The following is a 16,921-nucleotide window of genomic DNA, read 5'->3' on the forward strand; positions in this document are numbered from 1 at the left end:
GTATAGCGCATATGCCAGACATGTTTTCTCTCCCTGATTATTCTATAAAATTGGGGTTCTCAACAAGAGAAAGACTTTTTTCAACAATGTACTCAATGAATCTGTCATATTCTTTTGCGAAAAATAACTGATCCTCTTTAAATTTTTGAGCCATGAACAGATTGCTCGTGTATATACTCCATTCAAGAATATCATGCTCAGGAGTTATTGCATCTTTTTCTCCGTAACATACTGATATTGGGAATAAAAATTTGCATTTTGGATATGGTAAAATAAATTTTTCGTCCATTATAAAATCTGATTTAAGCATTGGTAGGTATAGATCGAGAAGTTCTCTGTTGCTAAGCACAATATCGGAAATAAATCCAAGCCGGTGCAATGTGCTGATAAAATCATCATCTGTCATGTCGCTGACGGGTACAGGAGGGGGAGTGTGCGGGGCCCTGCCGCCCGCAACAATGATGCCCACGGGAGGGCGTCCGGCTGCGGTGGTGAGCTGGGCTGTCAGGTAGGCGAGGCTGGCCCCGTAGCAGAGGCCGAGCATGACATAGGGCTTATGGATGTGGGCAAGAACGGATGCGGCAATGCTCTGTGCCAGTTCATGAATGTCGTCGGGCAGTTTTTCGGCACGGCGTTTTTCCTTGCCGGGCAGGGACACCGGACAGAGGCGCAAACGGTAAGGTTGCAGTGACTTGTCCCACCCATGGAATACGGATGGCCCTCCGCCTGCGTATGGGAATGCGATGATTGCGGCTTGGTCGTTCTCGTCCGGCGCCTGGGTCAGCCATTTGTCCGAAGCCGTGCCCGGAAAGGCAGACGTCTTGGTAAGGGACATAGGTATCCTGCTGTTTGTGTTTTTAGTAGGCTTATCCCAAAAGTGCCGCTTCCCTCTGCTCAAAAGGGCAATAAAAATATCCAGTTTGGGAGAGAGGAAATAATCTTGAGGAGTGAATGAAATTGACTTTCAATGTCGAATAATCTATCGTGCGAACAAAGTTTGGTTTTTTGTGACTGCCTGGTGTCTGGACGGCAGTAACCGAATGGATTCGTGATGTCAGCCCTCCTTTGCCGTTGCGGCGCCTTGCCTGAAAAATCCCTCTGTGCGCCGGAATCCCGGAATGGCAGGGGGACCTCGCCGGAGATTGTTTTGTGAATGCGCAGGGCGGTGTTGAGCAAGGCCGACCAGTCGCCGCCCGACCCTTCATTGCGGCGTTGGTTCTGCCTATATAGACCAATTGCACGCAGTTCCTTGCCCGAAATATCGAATTTGCCTGTAGAGGGCGGCAAATAGGTTTTAAGAAAATCAATGAACATCAGATACAGCCTTCAGGAGATTGCTGAATGGACGCAAAGACTTTGTTTGAAAGAGACTTTACTCTTTCCCGTGTTGCTGAAATCAGCCGGATGCATCGTTGCCATGAAGAGCCGAGAAATGTCTCGTTTTCCTGCGACTGGGCAGAGGGAAGCGGTGTGGCCTTTGAGCCTTTTAAGGGCGTTCAGTTTGGGGTTTGCGGTCCAATCACTGTTACACGGGAAAAGGTTTCCCATCTTCGTTGTGAATCCTCCGTGCTGGTATGCATTGTTGTCGCTTCAGGCGAAACGCATATAGAGTTTGACTGCAAATCTGAAAATACTGTTTCTGTAACTTCAAATATGTTTGCGCTTGGGGAGCTTTCGGATGTGGATGTCGCGCTGCGTTTGCCGAGACAGAATGATTACAGGCATGTCGGCATTTTCATCTCCAGGAATTTTTTGGAAAGCACTTTCGGGCAGGGAGCCTATGCACATTTGAAAGAAGTGCTGCGCGGAATGGGAAGCAACGGCAGGACGCCCATAATGGCTGCCGGCATCGCCAGCGCGGAATGCATGAAATGCGTGAGGTGCTTCATCGAAAACAGGGGATGCTTTAATAATAATGAGCTCTATGTTAAATACTCCATCCTCGAATTCTTTTTCAAGGCTATGCGCAGCGCGGAAAAAAGGATGGAAAGCTCTGACGTTTGTTTTATGGACGATGAGATATGCAGGATAAAAAAACTAAAAAATGAAATAGAGAATCAATTTCTGATGATAGACACTGTTGAGGAATTGTATTCAAAAGTCGGCATAAACAGATCGAAAATAAACCAGGGTTTCAAGCATCTTTATGGAGTAAGTATCGCCAAGTTTGTTCATAAATGCAAAATGGAATATGCCTATTCAATGCTGGAAAAGCGTCGGATGAACGTCAGTCAATGCGCGTTTGCCATAGGCTATTCCAATGTCGGACACTTTATCAGCGCATATAAAAAGCTTTATGGTATAACACCCAAGCAGACAATGCGCCAATTTTCGACACTGTCCAATTAGAGCATTTTAACTTTAAAATGCTCTAACGCCGAACACCGTGAGGCGTGCCGCGAAGCGGCGTGGATTCGGGGAAAAACCGCGTTTTTCCCGAATGAATCCTTTGAAACGTGTAGTGTTTCAAAGGTAATCTGCTCTAGGACCTGTCGGCACTGCGTTCTTTATCCGTAGGCAGCTTGCTGCAACGGTTGAGGCAAGAATACACTTCTTTTATGAAAGTCTCGCTCTCCTTACCTGACCGACCTGAAAGGAGTTGAAGCCGTGGCTGTAGGCGTGCAGCGCCATACGCACATCAAGAGCGGAGCGAACAGAATCACAGTAGTATCAGGTCCTGGTGCGCATTGGGCAGGGCGAGCCCCAGGGTATCGACAGCCGCGATAAATTGCGTTTTTTGCGGCAGAGGACAGCGTGCATTTTGAACTGTGCAATATTTATGCTCTAAAGAGAAAATGCCCGGTTCGCCGGGCATTTTCTCTTTTCAGATCACTGTGCCGCCACGCTGAAGTTTCGTGCCGGACGGCATGTCCGTATCAGCGAAGCGTAAGATCTTGAGCTGCCGTCCCCATGATGCGCCGGGCCAGAAAGTCCGGCATATCATTTTTTGTATCGTAAAGATAAAAATGTTCGCCGGGAAAGAGATGGATGGTGCAGCCGCCGGTGGTAAGCTTTGCCCATTCTTCAAGGAGGGGCAGGGGCGAGTCCTGGTCCCTGTCGCCGCAGCAAACACAAATGGGGCAGGAGACGGGTGGACTTGCTGCGGATGTATGCGTTTCCACCAAGCGGAAGTCATCACGCACCACAGGTAGCAGCACATCAAGGAAATCCCTGTTTTGAAGAATGTCTTCCGGGGTTCCGCCAAGCCTGCGCAGCTCGTCGAGCAGGCTTGGCGTCGGAGCCCGGAACAGTGCTTGCTTATGATTCTGCATCACATGCGGCGGATATCTGCCGGAAACAAAGAGCAACGCGGGAGTGGGAATGCCCAGACTTTCAATTTCTCTCACGGTTTCCAGGGCGATGATGCTGCCCAGACTGTGTCCGAATATGAAATAGCGGCTGTCGGGCACGCAGGCCGCGACGCATTGCGCCGCTCTCCGGGCCGCCAAGGCGACTGAAGGACAGAATGGCTCGGCCATGCGCCGTCCGCGGCCCGGCAGTTCCATGGGATATATGGTGGCGGACCCGCTGAGTGCTTTTTGCCACTGGCGATAGATATCCGCGCTGCCTCCGGCGTGAGCGAAGCAGAACAGGGGTGGAAAGAGAGGCCTCCCAAGAGGCACGTCCGGCAGCCAGGCGGCTATTTCCGCCGGAAAAGAATATTGGTCAGGCATGTGCGCCTTCCATTTTTTCCGGGTCTTGGGCGTAAAAAAGAGCGGTCAGCGAGAGGCCGTCCCGGTGATCAAGCAGAATATCCGCCCTCATGCCGTGATCCTGGGCCAAGGCGTGTATTTCTGCGGGCAACAGCCCAAGCTCCCGGGCTGACCCTGCCGCGTTTTCCGCCAGATCGAGGGCTGATGCAAGTGTCGGGGCCGGGGAGAACCCTTCTGCGAGCATGCTGGTACAAACGCTTCTTTCCTTATGGGTTCTGGCGTCAGGAATACCTGTGACGCTTAAACCGCATGTCTGAGGGACAGGCAGCAACAGACCGGCCAGAATCCCGGCCAGAATGTCCTGAGGCTTTCCCGCCTCCGAAATTTTTTCCCACGGCAGGACCAGTTTCGCGGACAGAGGCGGGGTTTTCTCATCCACAAGGGTTACGTCATAGCGGAATTTCATGAGCTCATTATACGCGGAACCCGGTTTGGGCCTGGTGAAAGCACGCATGCGTGCGAGACGTTCCCCCTGTAAAGAGTGCCAGAACTCCGGGGGCACAAGAAGTTCTTCTTCGTCGGCCATGGAATTCAGCTCCTCGCGGAATCGCGCGGCGCTTGTGCCGCCGGGGAGCTCGCATAAGAGCCTGGATATTCGGAACAACGGCAATGCGGCGGCGTTTCTGACGTCTCCTATGAAAACCTTGCCCCCTTTCCGGATGTGTTTCAGGCCGTGCTCCAGCGCATGCAGCAGATACGCCGTGTCAGGAAAATACTGTACCACGGAATTGTATACGAGGGCGTCAAAGATTTCTTCGCCGACGGAGGCCAGATCGGCGGCTTCTGCCTGGCAGAGATCCACATCGAGATTCTCAAGCTGCTCCGGCGGGAGTTTTTCCAGTGCTTTGCAAAGGCGGTTCAGCGCGGCGGCCGAGAAGTCCACACCGACATAGCGTGCGCATTCGCCGGCCAGGCGCAGCAGCAACAGGCCATGCCCGCAGCCGACTTCAAGAATGGAATCCGCGTGGAGGTCTCTTATGGCATCCAGGGTATCTTCCAGCCATTGCCGCATTTCATTGCCGGGAATGGGGTCGCCCGTGCAGGCGCTTTTCCAGAGGGAGAAGTTTTCAAGCAGCGGCATGGAGCTATCCATTTGCCGGTATGTTTCCTCATATACCGCGGCCCATTGCCGGATTCGCTGCCGGCGTTCCTGTTCCGTCATGTCAGGCTTCCTGCGCGGCCTGTTGAGCCGGGGCTTCAACGGCCAGGCGTTCGAGGATGGCGTTTGCAACACCTTCCACAGTGGGAGAAATAAAGAAGACAGAAAGCGGCAGAGGCACGGGGATAACTTCCCTGATGCGTCCGATGATCTGCATGGCGCGCAGAGAGTCACCGCCGGAGTGGAAAAAGTTGGCGTCAAGGGGAGGCTCCTCCGTATCCAGAACTTCCGCCCACTGGCGTGCCACAAGTTTTTCCAGAGGCGTCTGCGCCGGACGGCGGATGTTTTTCCCCTTCATGCTCCCCTTTCCGGCGATTTCTGCCAGAAGACGCCCCACGGCCTTTCTGTCCACCTTGCCGTTGGCGGTCATGGGCGTTTGGTCTTCTATGGCCCAAAGCCGTGGAATCATGGCGAGGGGAAAGGATTTTTGCAGAAACTCCGACAACTCTTCGGGGAGCGGGCGTCTGCCGTCCGTCTCGACCCAGGCGCCGAGCACGGTCCTGCTTTCCCCGTCGCTGCCGTCGGCGCGCATGGACACCGGCAACAGAATGGCGCGCACGACGCCGGAGCAGGTTGTGAGAGCCGATTCAATCTCGACGGGATCAGCGCGGTAGCCACCTATATTTATTTGAAAATCTTTTCTGCCCAGGATTTCGATAATGCCGCCGGGCCGGTAGCGCCCCATATCGCCGGTTCTGTACAGGCGCTCGCCCGTACGGGGATGTGCGACAAAAGAATTTTCATCCCCGCCGGTGGTATGCATGCATACCCCTATGCCGGAGCAGTACATTTCGCCCGCAACCCAGTCAGGAAGCTCATTCAGGGCAGAATCCATGATATAATAACTGTTGTTGGCTATGGGGACGCCGTAGGGAATGGAAGGCCACTCCGGGTCAAGCCTCCGCACAGGGTGAAGGATGTTCCAGAGGGTGGTTTCCGTGGGACCGCCGCAGGAGTATAGTTCCGAGCCGGGGCAGAATTCCGCTATGCTCGCCAGGGTGCCGGGGGGAATCCAGTCTCCGCCAAGAATATGCAGTCGTAGAGGAAGCTGAATCCCCTGTTTCCGGCAATGTTTCATGAGCGCGGAGTGGAATCCGGGCACGCTGTTCCAGATGGAAGCGCCGCGCCGCATTATGGTTTCAACCCAGTGCCGGGGATCGGAAGCCTTTTCCGGGGCAAGGATAACTATGGCCGCTCCGGCCGTCAGCGCTCCGAAAATGTCATACATGGACATGTCGTGGTGCATGGCGGTAATGGCCAAAAACCTGTCTTCCCGCGTCACCTTGAAGCGTCTGTTTGAATGGAGCACGGCATTCATAAGGCCTTTCTGCCCGATGGTGACGGCCTTGGGCGTTCCGGTGGTCCCGGAGGTAAGCATGACATAGGCCGCTGCATGTGGCGCGTGAAGGAACTGTCGCTCATGAACCGGGTAATGTCGGTCGGAGCCCGCCTCCGGGGAAGACGAGTCAAAAACGAGCCCGGGCAGGCGCAGACTTTCCGCCGCATGGCTGCATGGCTCATCCGTGATGACAGCCACGGCGCCGCCGATGCGCACGAGGGTCTCGAGACGCGCGGCAGGGCAGGAGGCGTCAAGGGGCAGGAAGGGTCTGCCAGCCGCCATAACCGCCAGAACAGCGGCAACGGCCTTCCAGCCGCGTCGCATGAGGACGGCCACGCATCCGCCATGCGGCGGAAGCTGTTCCGGCCTTGCAACGACACCGCACAGCATCTTTTGAATCTGTTGAGAAACACGGAAGACTGCATCATGCAGGGCGTGGTAGGAAACGGCATCCTCGCCGCAGAAAATGGCGATGTTCTCCGGATGGCTCCAAGCCTGGTGAGAAAAAAGGCGCAGCAGGTCGGTGTCGGGTAAAGGTTCGGGGGCCGCCGCCGCTGTCTGGCGCGCCTTTTTCTGTGTTTCGGGCAGTTCCGCCAGCCTTGGCCGCTCCCATGCTTCTTTTTGCGACGCAAGCAGACGGACAAGACGCATGAACTCCTGAAACATATCCCCAATAAGTCCGTCGGGAAACTGGCTGTCTCTGGAATCCCAATATATATGCAGTTTACCGGAAAAAATCGAAAAAACGCAATCCAGGTGGACCTGAGGCGTTGAGCCGTACAGGCGGTGCAGAATGCCCATGGCGCGTATATGCTCATCCAGGTCCGCGCCGTCGGAAGCGCCGTCGGGCATAGCCGTGAACACAACGGGCATGGAGGCGGACTCGGCGGAACCTTTTATCCGCGCCAGTTCGCGCAGCAGCGACATGCCTGAAACCTGCCCGTGGCGGAGGCTGGTCCAAGTTTCCTCCTGAAACTTTGCCGCCTTGTCCCTGAAAGATACGCCTTGAGCGTCGTCAAATTCCAGCAGGGTGAATGTGGCGAACTCTCCGATGATGTTATTGATGTCGGGGTGCCAGCTCAACTCCCTGTTAAAACGGGGGGTGTTCAGCGTAAAGCGTCGGGTGCCGCTCCAGAGGGCCAGAACCTCTCCATAGGCCGCCCCCAGGGCGGAGGCATGGGAAAGGCCCATTTCAGCGCAGATACTCTTCAGTGCCAGCGTTTCTTTTTCCGTCAGAATATCCGCCCGCCGCGTTACCATGTCAGGTGTGGCCGGAGAGGCGGGGGAACTCCGTCTGGGCAGGGGAGGGGGCGGAGGCAGGGATTTGAGCCTGTCCATCCAGTAACGTTCGCTCTCAAAATATTCCACGCCGTTTTTGGACTGCTCAAGCGCGGTCAGATAGTCGCGGAAGGTTATGCGCAAGGGGGGCAGAGCGGTTTGCGGAGACGCGTACAGTGTGCCCAGTTCTTCGAAAATAATCTGAAAACTCCTGCCGTCTATGGCCCATTGGTCAAAACGGAAGTGCAGCCTGCCCGCTCCGGAAGGGGACAGGCGGCTGAAACGCACCTCGGACTGGGGCCAGACTGAAAGATCGCTGACCGTGGCGATCATTTCCATGGCGATATCGTTGAGGCGCTGCTCCCGAGCCTCGGCGTCAAGATGCTGAAGATTCTCTTCACGCACGGACAGGCGACGGGGAAGCGGCAAAACCTGCTGTCGCCCGTCTTCCAGCACGACCGCGCGAAGCATCGGATGGCGTGAGACGAGCGTGTCCAGGGCCTGTTGCAGCCGCGCGACATCCAGAGCCGGACAATCTATTTCCACATAGCTCTGCATGGCAACACCGCCTCCGCCGATATCCTTGTCTCTGCCAATCCAGTAGGCCTGCTGCATGTCGCTCAATGGGAAGGGCTTATACATGGCATCCGGCGCTGCTTTGACAACCCACCGGGAAGGCAGTTTCTTGTTTTTTGCCCTCCGGGCAAGAGCATTCAGTTTTTCCATGCCTGACAAGGCAGTTTTGGAGATGCGCTCTGACTGCATGAAAGGGCCTCGCTTATGCTATTGTTCCGCCGCGTCGAGCCGCTCGGCGATTTTCCGAATAAGCCCGTCAACTGTACGGGCCTCCATAAATGTGCCCATAGTGAGCTTGATTCCGAGCTGAAGCTCGATGGCCGCGAGTATCCGTAAGGCGGTCAGGGAGGTGCCGCCCGCGCGGAAAAAATCGTCGTTGGCGGCCAGATCGCCGATGCCCAGGGCTTCCCGCCAGATATCAAGCAGAAGCCGCTCGGCTGGAGGCGTATCGTCCTCGCTCGATGGCCGGGACGGAGAAAGGGGGGGCTGATCGTCATAGCTCAGGGGCAGCCAGTGGCTGTCGGGAGAGAACGTATAGCCGGGCAGGAAAATGCGGGGCGCTTCTTTATCGGGCAGGAGCGGAGAGAAGCCGCACAGAAAAAGCTCACCAAGGACAGACGCCCAGTTTCGGGCGGGCGAGGCTTGCGCGTCCGTCAGGTCAAAGACGGCCGCGGTCCCCGGCAGAGGCGCATTTTTGTCGCGTTCCAGCCGGTATTCAAGAAATGTCAGGGGCGCTCCGTCCGTCATTCCGACCTCTTCGACGGATGCATGGAAAGGCAGCGTGGAGAAGCTGATTCCTGCGTCCGCCGCCCGCCATGCCCGGTTTCCGGTCTGGAACCGGGCAAGCTCGCGCAACCCTTCCTCCCGCGACAGGATGTTTGCCTGACACATACCTGCAATGGCTCCGGTTCCCTGTCCCACGACAGCAGATATGGGCAGCTTCGCTCGGCGCAGCATATCGGACAGCGCATACCCCAAGGCCAGCGCCAGACTTTTTCTGCACAGGACGTTTTCCTCCAGCCGGGGAAGGGATGAAGACAGTTGTTCCAGCTTTATTCCCAACGGGGCGAGGCAGAAGGAGAAAACGTCGTGTTGCTCGGGATATTCTCCGAGTAATTTCATCGAGACGGCGAGCAGCCAATCGGCCGACTGCAAGCCGTAGTCCGGATGAACAACCGCGAGGCGTGCCGTCTGCGGCGAGGTAGCCATGCGGATGTGCCCGTCGCGCAGGGCGGAAGCCGCCTCATCGGTGGTGGAAACCATGAGCAGGGCCCGGTGGGAAAAATGTTTTCTGTGGCGGCAAAGGGCGGTGCACACAGCAGCCATATCGGCATCGGCATGTCGCGCGAACCATATCTCGAAGGTTTGAAGCTGCCGACACAGGCTGTCATGGTCGGGGGCGCTGAACATAAGGGGGTAGAGGGGCCGAACATTTCTGTCTTTCACGGCGTTCGGCGGGGCGCTCCGGGCGTGCGGGACCGATATGCCGCTTTCACGGGCCCATGCGGGCGTTTGTTCAACCACAAGGTGGCAGTTGGTGCCCCCAAAGCCGAAAGAACTCACACCGGCAAGGCGCGGCATGTCTTCGGGCCAGTCCGCACCCTTGACGCATAGCCGGAACTGGCTGTTTTCAATGTCGATCTCCGGATTGCACTGATGATGATTGACAAGGGGGGGCATATATTCATTTTCGAACATGAGAACGGTTTTGATAAGCGACGCTGTCCCGGCCGAGATGTTAAGATGGCCGATATTGCCCTTTACGGAGCCGATTCGGCAGGGTTGCCGCCTCGGAGCGTCAAAAGCCGCGCGCAGGCCCGCGAATTCTACTGGATCGCCGAGATTCGTGCCGGTGCCGTGAGCCTCGACATAGCTTATGTCCGCATTGCTTACGGCTGCGGATCTGTGCGCCATGCGTATGACTTCCGTCTGGCCCTTGACGCTGGGCGCGGTGTAACCGGCCTTTCTCGCGCCGTCATTGTTGATTCCATAGCCGCGTATGACCGCCCGGATATGATCGCGTCCGTTGATGGCATCCCCGAGACGGCGCAAAAGCAGCGCGCAGACGCCCTCGCCCATGACCGTGCCGTTGGCGGACGCGTCAAACGGGCGGCAATGCCCGTCGGGCGAAAGAATCCCGCCCGGCTCCGCCCAATAGCCCCAGTGCCGCGGGCTGAAAACGGAAGCGGTGACGACCAGGGCAAGATCGCAACTGTAGTCCAGGAGGTTCTGGCAGCCTGAGGCCACCGCCACAAGCCCCGTGGAGCAGGCCGTGTTGATGTTCAGGCTCGGACCGGTGAGATTCAGTTTGTGGGATATCCATGTGCTGTTGAAACCCTGCCCGCTTAAAACCAGATTTTGACCGAATGCCGCACTCAGGTGATCGCGGACCGTGGGCCGGGTGTGAAAAAGCCAGTAGAAACTCTGAGCCGCACCTGCGAATACGCCCGTAACGCCGGCACGCTCATCGCCCGGGATATGGCCGGCATCCTCAAAGGCATGCCAGGACGTTTCCAGCATCAGCCGCAATTGTGGGTCAAGGGCACGGGCCTCGGCCGGGGTAAAGCCGAAAAAGTTCGCGTCAAACAGGTCCGCTCGTTCCAGCTGCGCGGTGACAGGCACATGGCAGGGATGCTCCATGATCGGAACCGGGCAGTCTTGCGCCGCAAGCTCTTCTCCGGTCATGCGGTGCAGGGTTTCCCGGCCGTCGCGCAAGACATCCCACAGAGCTTCAATGGTATCGGCACCGCGAAAGCGCCCAGCCATGCCCACAATGGCTATGGCGTTGGCATACGCTTCCTGTTCCCAGGGGGAAGTTGCACTCATGAAAATACCTCGTGCTGACGTTTTTTTTGTTGCCGGACTTTGCGCTGGAAGTTTTCCCGGGATGGCGCGGGAGCTCCGGAGGGCAACGGGCCGGGAGATGCGGCGTTGTTTGCCAGTGATGCAATGTGCATGTGGAGGTCATTAAGGTTGGAGTAGGTGAATATACCTGCCATGCCGATGTCCACGCCGAGGTTTCGCCGGATTTTGTCCCGAAGAGGCGGAATCAGCACGGAACTGCCTCCCACATCGAAAAAGTTGGCTTCCGGATCAGGATCATCCAGCTCCAGAACTTCCTTCCAGATTTGGACGAGCGTTCGCCAGACTTCGGATGCGCCGTTTTCGGGGGCATGGGCGACAAGACGCGGCGCTGTCGGCAGGCTCGCGGCCAAGGCCAGGGGGTGCGGCAACGGCGGGAGTGCATCGCCCCGGCTGACCCTGATGTGCAGATAGCGGGCGGGGTAGGCAAAGCCCTGCATATGTCCGGATGCAATCGCATCCGCCGGGCTTTTTCCTGCAATGACGTTGTCATGGCCGCTTTGCAGCATGCGAAAGATGCGGCTGGCCGCCAGTCGTGCCGTATCCGCATTGCGCCAGACAGGGAGGCACAGGCACAGATGGGTATGCGGGGCAAATTTGTTTTGTCCGGCGAAATAGTCACACAGGGCGTCAAAGTCTTCTCCCGCCATGCCTGCCCGGTGCCGCGAAGAGAATGAGGGCGAGCATCCATCCCGCAAAAGGCAGATAACCGGCGCTTCCGGAGCCTCCAGATGAAAGGGGTGGTAAAATTTTTCTCCCAGTTTTTCCGGGGAAATATGCCTGCCGTTGCCCTGGGGGCTGTGCACGAGATGCAGCAGGCCGCCGGGGAGGGCATCGAAGCTTTGCCGTCCTCGTTCCAGGGCTTGCCTGACGGTCTGGTCGGGAAGTGCCGAATCGGAAGAGCCGGGTTGTTCCAGAAGAAAAAAGCGGGCTGTGGACCGTTGTCGTAGTGCCTGGACCAGCATGCGCCCTTCATCTCCCGCCCCATTTATCAGCAGGCAGAAGCGATCGGGTGCAAAGGGACGATCCCAGTCGGGCACGGAGGCGGCGTCCGGCACGACTGGGCGCGCGAAACGGTCGGGCCCTTGCGTAAAAAGCACATCGCGAGTCAAGGGTTCCGGATCGTGCGGATCTGTGGCTTTCACCGCATAGGCGACGGCAAGTTTTTGTACCTGATCCGCAAAAAAGTCGTTTTCGGCAATGTACAGCCCTTGCCGTGCAAAAGAGCTGTGAGAATAGCGCTGGAAAAAACGCTTCAGAAGCTCTTCTGTCGCGATCGGAAGCAGTGACAGGTAATGCCGGTCAGGACGCAACTCCCGGTTGTGAGAAGCCCGGATAAGCGGTATTTGCGTCAGTTCGACCGCGTGCGCGCAAGGTAGCCAGGGGGGTATGCGGGAAAGAAGGTTTTTCACAGCATCGGAAGCAACGCTCCCGTCATGCCAGAGGATGCATTCGCCCCCTATATCCAAGAGGGAACCAGACGTTTCAGGAGCTGCGAAAGCAAGGGCCGCATGAGGCGAAGAGCCCGGCGTGTCCGCCAGCAGAAAATCGGTCAGCGCATCAAGGTTCACAGAGCGTCCCTTGAACCAGAGGTGGTCGGCAATGGCGGACGGCAGCGGAATGGACAGCGTGTCGGACGACAGGGGCACGGCGCGGAACAGGTTGCCCAGAGCCGCCGGTTCGCCGCAGACGCAGTCTGCGGGAAGGATATTCTTTCCGATGACGGCCCGGCAGAACCGCTCGTCGCCCTGCCAGCCCTGTCCGTCGAGCAATGCTGTTGCCCAGCGCAGGCTGCGGGGGATACGCAAAAAAAGCCGGCAGCGGTCGAGTGCGGACCGGTTTTTTGCCAGAAAGGCGGCTGTGGGCAGATCATCCATGATCCATAGCGATTGCACGCCGTTTTGCAGCAGGCGCAGCGCACTTTCCCAGTTTGTTGTGACGGGAAGCGCGTTTTCACATATTGCGTCGTCAGGATGGCCCCAGACAGGAATTATTCCCTGAAGCAGGGCGGCCAGAGCCACAATGCCGGCGCGGTCGGCATCTTCGTTTTCAAGAAAGCGGATCTGCCCCTGCCCTCCGCTCAGGTTTTGGCAGGTTTCCTCCAGACCCGCCATGAAAGCGTTCGCGTCATAAGCCTGCCATGCAGCCGGACTTTCCCCGTCATTGACCAACAGCGGAGGAATGCCTTTTCCCTCGTGGAAAAGAGCATCTCCAGCCGGAAGGTCCGTGATTTGCAGCAGGTCTTCCCACAGGACGTTCACAATTTCGCAATATTTTGTTTCCGGCATGGCCGGACGGCTCAAGCTTTTTTCCCCTACCGCGAGGACGCCCAGCGGAGGATGCCGCATAGCTGTTATGAGGGAGGAAACGTCTTCATCCTCATAAGCCAGAGCAAGTGTAATCCCGCCGAGTATGCAGGCTTTTTGCAGCATATGTCGCGCCTGGGTATTGCCTCCCCGCCACAGGCACAGCACTTCCGACGGCCGGGCTGAAGGGAAATGCGTTGCGAGTGCCTGCAGCAGGCGACCCAGAACCGCCGCATTTTCATCTGTGCGCAGGGCGGACAGAAGACGCCGTAGTCCCTTGGCGGGTTCCGTATGCTCTTTCGGCCCAGGATATGGGCGGGCATCGGATGTCAGGCCACGGGCAGTATGTTCTTCGGCATGAGGCAGTGCTTCGCAGGTGCGGGAAAAGTTGTCCATAAGGAGCTGGATACGTTCTTTTTCAAAAAGATCTTCTCTGTATTCCACGTGCAGCCAGGTATTTTCAACGCCGAAATCCCACACGATAAAGGAAAGCTCATGCTCGGTGACAGGATGGTCAGGAAGGCGTACGCGCATTTTTCCGGCATTGCGGCCTGCAAAGGCATTCTGCAGCAGAAACATTATCTGACCGATGGGCTGCCATGCCCGGACACGGGGCAGCCCAAGGGCATCAACAATGGAGCAGAACGGAATATCCTGGTTGTCCAGCGCCGCCAGCACGGCGGCATTGCTTTGCCGGAGCTCTTCGCATAGAGGGGCATCGCCATCCAGCGGGCAATAGAGGGGCAGCACATTGATAAAGCAGCCCACCATCCTCGCGGTACCTTCCAGTTGTTGCCGGTTGGCGGAAACGGTGAGGATGGGAGCGTCCTCCTGCCCGCTCGCGCGGTAGAGCGCCACACGCAGGGCCGTATGCAGGGCGGCAAAGAGACTGCAGCCGTGCCGTGCCGCCCATTGCCGCAGTTCCGTAAGCAGTTCCGGGCGGAGGCGCGTTTGGATAAGCCCGCAGCTCCGGACGGAGTCGTTGCCTCGGGCGACTTTTGTGGGAAAGGCGTGTGGAGCGGACCCGAGGGGCAGCACGTTGCGCCAGTATGCGGCCTGTTTTTCCCGGACGGCTGGCAGCAGGATCTCTGCGGCCCATGCGGCGTAGTCCGTATACTGAAGCTCCTGTTGCCGCTGCGCGGCTGCAATGGATCCGGCTTCAGGCGAGAGGAGTCTTTGCCAGTCTTCAAGAAGTATCCCAACCGACCATCCGTCCATGATCAGGTGATCCACGCAGAGTACGAAAGCGGCCCTTTGCTCCGGCACAGCCACATAGGACGCCCGTATCAAGGGGTCGGAAGCCATGGAGAAGGGGGTTCTTTTATATGCTTCCAGAATTTCAGCAATCTTGTCGTTGAAATTCTCCGGCGAAGTCTGGTGGATCTCAGGACGTACAGGGCGTCGCACGTCCAGAAACTGCTCCGGTTTGCCGTCAGTAGAAATCCTGATGGACAGGCGCAACGCCCCGTGAATCTCAAGCAGCTTTTCAAAGGACGCCATAACCTCCTGCTCCGTAGGAACAAAAAGCAGGTCGAGAACTCCCGTCTGGTTCAGCACATTGGTATTGTCGCGCTCATCAAGGTGCAGATTGTACAGTCCCAGCTGATAGGGGGACAGAGGGGCTTTTTCCGCATAACGAGTGGAAGGCGGCGGCAAGCGCAGGACAGGAGAGGCGTTCGCGCTTTCGAGCCGTCTGAGAAGCATACGCGAGCCGCGCTTGAGTTCCATGCGCAGATCCGGCGTCAATGCGCTGGCCGGATTCACAAGAAGCCGTCCGTTTTTCCCTTCAACCTGTATGTTGCGGTCCGCGCACCGGCGGAGGATGTCTTCCGCTCTCATTGTTCGTCTCCCACAGCTTTCTCAAGAGAAGAAGGCCGCCTTGTGCGCCTGTGGAAAGAAAACCTGACCGGCTCCGTTTTGGGGGCGTCATGAAACGTGTTCACACCGGAATTCCGGGCACTCTCGACATAGGCTTGTACTTTGGCGGCGGTATTGTCTTCAAGAAGCAGACTGAACGGCACCGGGACCTGTGTCGCCTGTCTGATCTCACCGATGAGGCGTGCGGCCTTGATGGAGGTGCCACCCGCATCGAAAAAGGAATCCTGGAGTCTGTAGTCACAGTTGCCGAGAACTTCGCGGAACATCCCGAGGATACTGCCGTCTTCGACCAGCGTGGGAGTGGGCACCGTGGGAAGGCGGCTGCGGTCAACTTTGCCGTGCGTGTTCAGGGGCAGACTGTCCACCAGGATGTAGTGCCTGGGAACCATGTATTCGGGCAGACGGGCAAGCATGTGATCTTTCAGACCGGCCATGAAACGTGCCCGAAGATTCCGGTCGGTCAGCATCGCGGGGGATTCGGGCGTGACATAGGCGACAAGTTCTCTGTCAGTGCCCTGCGTGAGGGAGATGAAGGCCATTTTTACATCCGGCGCCCCCATGGCTGTGGAGCAGATTTCTCCAAGTTCCACGCGGCGTCCGGATATTTTTATCTGGTTGTCCTTTCTGCCGAAGACCGTCAGGCTGCCGTGTTCGTCCAGGGTTCCGTAGTCGCCGGTCCGGTAAACGCGTCCCTCGAGGTACGGCAAGTGCACAAAGGAGCGGCCCGTCCGCTTCGCATCCCCGATGTAGCCCAGGCCCACGCATGGTCCGCTTATGAGTACTTCGCCCACGGAACCGGGCGGAAGCGGGCGCATGTCGTCGTCCACGATAAATATTCCGGCGGCTGCAATGGGGCGGCCCGCAGGAACTACGGCAGGTTCAAGGCTTTTCGGGGTGATACTCTCCCGCGTGACGTATATGGTGCATTCCGCCGGTCCGTAGCAGTTGTGGATAGTGGTGCCGGGGCATGCCGCGCATACCTTCATGATGGCTTCGCGATTGGGCATTTCGCCGCAAATGCATACGTCGCGCATGCTTTTCAGGGTCGTAACGTCCTGTGTGGACAGAATGTTGAAAACTCCAGTGGAGAGTATGGCCCAACAAATGTCGTAGCGGCTGATGTGGGATTTGAGGCGTTCCGCATCCAGGGATACTTCTGTTTCCGTTACAATGATCGTTCCGGCATGCAGAAGGCTGCCCCAGACCTCCATCATGGAAAGGTCGAATGTGACGGCGATGACGTGCGCCATGCGGTCATGTTTTCGTACGCCGTATTCCGAGGGATTTTGCAGTACTGCGTATGTGTTGGCATGGGTCAGGGCGACGCTCTTGGGTTCTCCGGTGGAACCCGAAGTGTGGATGACATACAGAGGCAGGGATTCTTCATCGCGGGATTTTTGGACACGTATCTCAATAGCGGGGGCGTTGTCCGGCATGTCCAAAAAATCCGCAACATCCAGCACCTCGACCGGCAGGTCCCGTGGAATGATTGCCGCGCAATCCCCGCCGGTGAGCACGACCTTTATGCTGCAGCGGCGCAGGATGCCCTGAATTCTCGCCGGGGGCCAGTCCAGCCCGATAGGGGCATAGGCGATGCCCGCCTTTGCCGCTCCCAGCCAGCAGGCCACGTTGCCGATCGAACGGGGCAGCAGCACACCCACAACCTTGACCGGCTGCTCAGGAGTCTGGGAGTATGACCGCTGCAGGCGCGCCGCAATGCGGTTGGACACTGCATCAAGCTCTGCATAGGTGATGCTCTGTTCTCCGTCCACTACGGCTTCCTGATCGGGGAAAAGCCGTGCATTTTCCA

General features: G+C 57.3%; 9 protein-coding genes. 1 reads left to right on the top strand and 8 read right to left on the bottom strand.

What is annotated here, in order from left to right; translation table 11 throughout:
* Window positions 1–37 precede the first annotated feature (37 nt).
* Window positions 38–835 (bottom strand): thioesterase II family protein, encoded by a 798-nt coding sequence (locus tag AXF13_RS05245; RefSeq protein WP_062251926.1) that lies wholly within the window; start codon window positions 833–835, stop codon window positions 38–40.
* A 59-nt stretch (window positions 836–894) separates the two neighbouring features.
* Window positions 895–1,314 carry a hypothetical protein gene (locus tag AXF13_RS05250; protein WP_062251927.1) on the bottom strand — a complete coding sequence of 140 codons (420 nt, stop codon included), beginning with the start codon at window positions 1,312–1,314 and terminating at the stop codon, window positions 895–897.
* A 27-nt stretch (window positions 1,315–1,341) separates the two neighbouring features.
* Here AXF13_RS05250 and AXF13_RS05255 point away from each other — a divergent pair, with 27 nt between their 5' ends.
* Complete coding sequence (locus AXF13_RS05255; RefSeq protein WP_008683719.1) at window positions 1,342–2,349, top strand: helix-turn-helix domain-containing protein; 1,008 nt, start codon at window positions 1,342–1,344, stop codon at window positions 2,347–2,349.
* 527 nt (window positions 2,350–2,876) lie between these two features.
* On the opposite strand, the gene AXF13_RS05260 is transcribed toward AXF13_RS05255, so the two are convergent.
* From AXF13_RS05260 to AXF13_RS05285, 6 genes are all read right to left on the bottom strand, one after another.
* On the bottom strand, window positions 2,877–3,674 hold the full coding sequence (locus AXF13_RS05260) for a thioesterase II family protein (RefSeq protein ID WP_062251928.1): 798 nt from the start codon (window positions 3,672–3,674) through the stop codon (window positions 2,877–2,879).
* Window positions 3,667–4,794 (bottom strand): class I SAM-dependent methyltransferase, encoded by a 1,128-nt coding sequence (locus AXF13_RS05265; protein WP_223299982.1) that lies wholly within the window; start codon window positions 4,792–4,794, stop codon window positions 3,667–3,669. Before AXF13_RS05265 ends, AXF13_RS05260 begins: the two co-directional genes overlap by 8 nt.
* An 82-nt stretch (window positions 4,795–4,876) precedes the next feature.
* Window positions 4,877–8,131: a non-ribosomal peptide synthetase gene (locus AXF13_RS05270; RefSeq protein ID WP_223299983.1), complete on the bottom strand. Its 3,255-nt coding sequence runs from the start codon at window positions 8,129–8,131 to the stop codon at window positions 4,877–4,879.
* Between the two features lie 141 nt (window positions 8,132–8,272).
* Entirely contained in the window at window positions 8,273–10,891 is a 2,619-nt protein-coding gene (locus AXF13_RS05275; protein WP_062251931.1) for a beta-ketoacyl synthase N-terminal-like domain-containing protein, read from the bottom strand.
* Window positions 10,888–15,072: a condensation domain-containing protein gene (locus tag AXF13_RS05280; protein ID WP_062251932.1), complete on the bottom strand. Its 4,185-nt coding sequence runs from the start codon at window positions 15,070–15,072 to the stop codon at window positions 10,888–10,890. The genes AXF13_RS05275 and AXF13_RS05280 overlap by 4 nt, the downstream gene beginning before the upstream one ends.
* Window positions 15,069–16,883, bottom strand: a complete 1,815-nt coding sequence (locus tag AXF13_RS05285; protein ID WP_236887155.1) for a non-ribosomal peptide synthetase — start codon at window positions 16,881–16,883, stop codon at window positions 15,069–15,071. Before AXF13_RS05285 ends, AXF13_RS05280 begins: the two co-directional genes overlap by 4 nt.
* Window positions 16,884–16,921 lie beyond the last annotated feature (38 nt).

It is taken from the genome of Desulfovibrio fairfieldensis (assembly GCF_001553605.1).
Classification (GTDB): Bacteria; Desulfobacterota; Desulfovibrionia; order Desulfovibrionales; family Desulfovibrionaceae; genus Desulfovibrio; species Desulfovibrio fairfieldensis.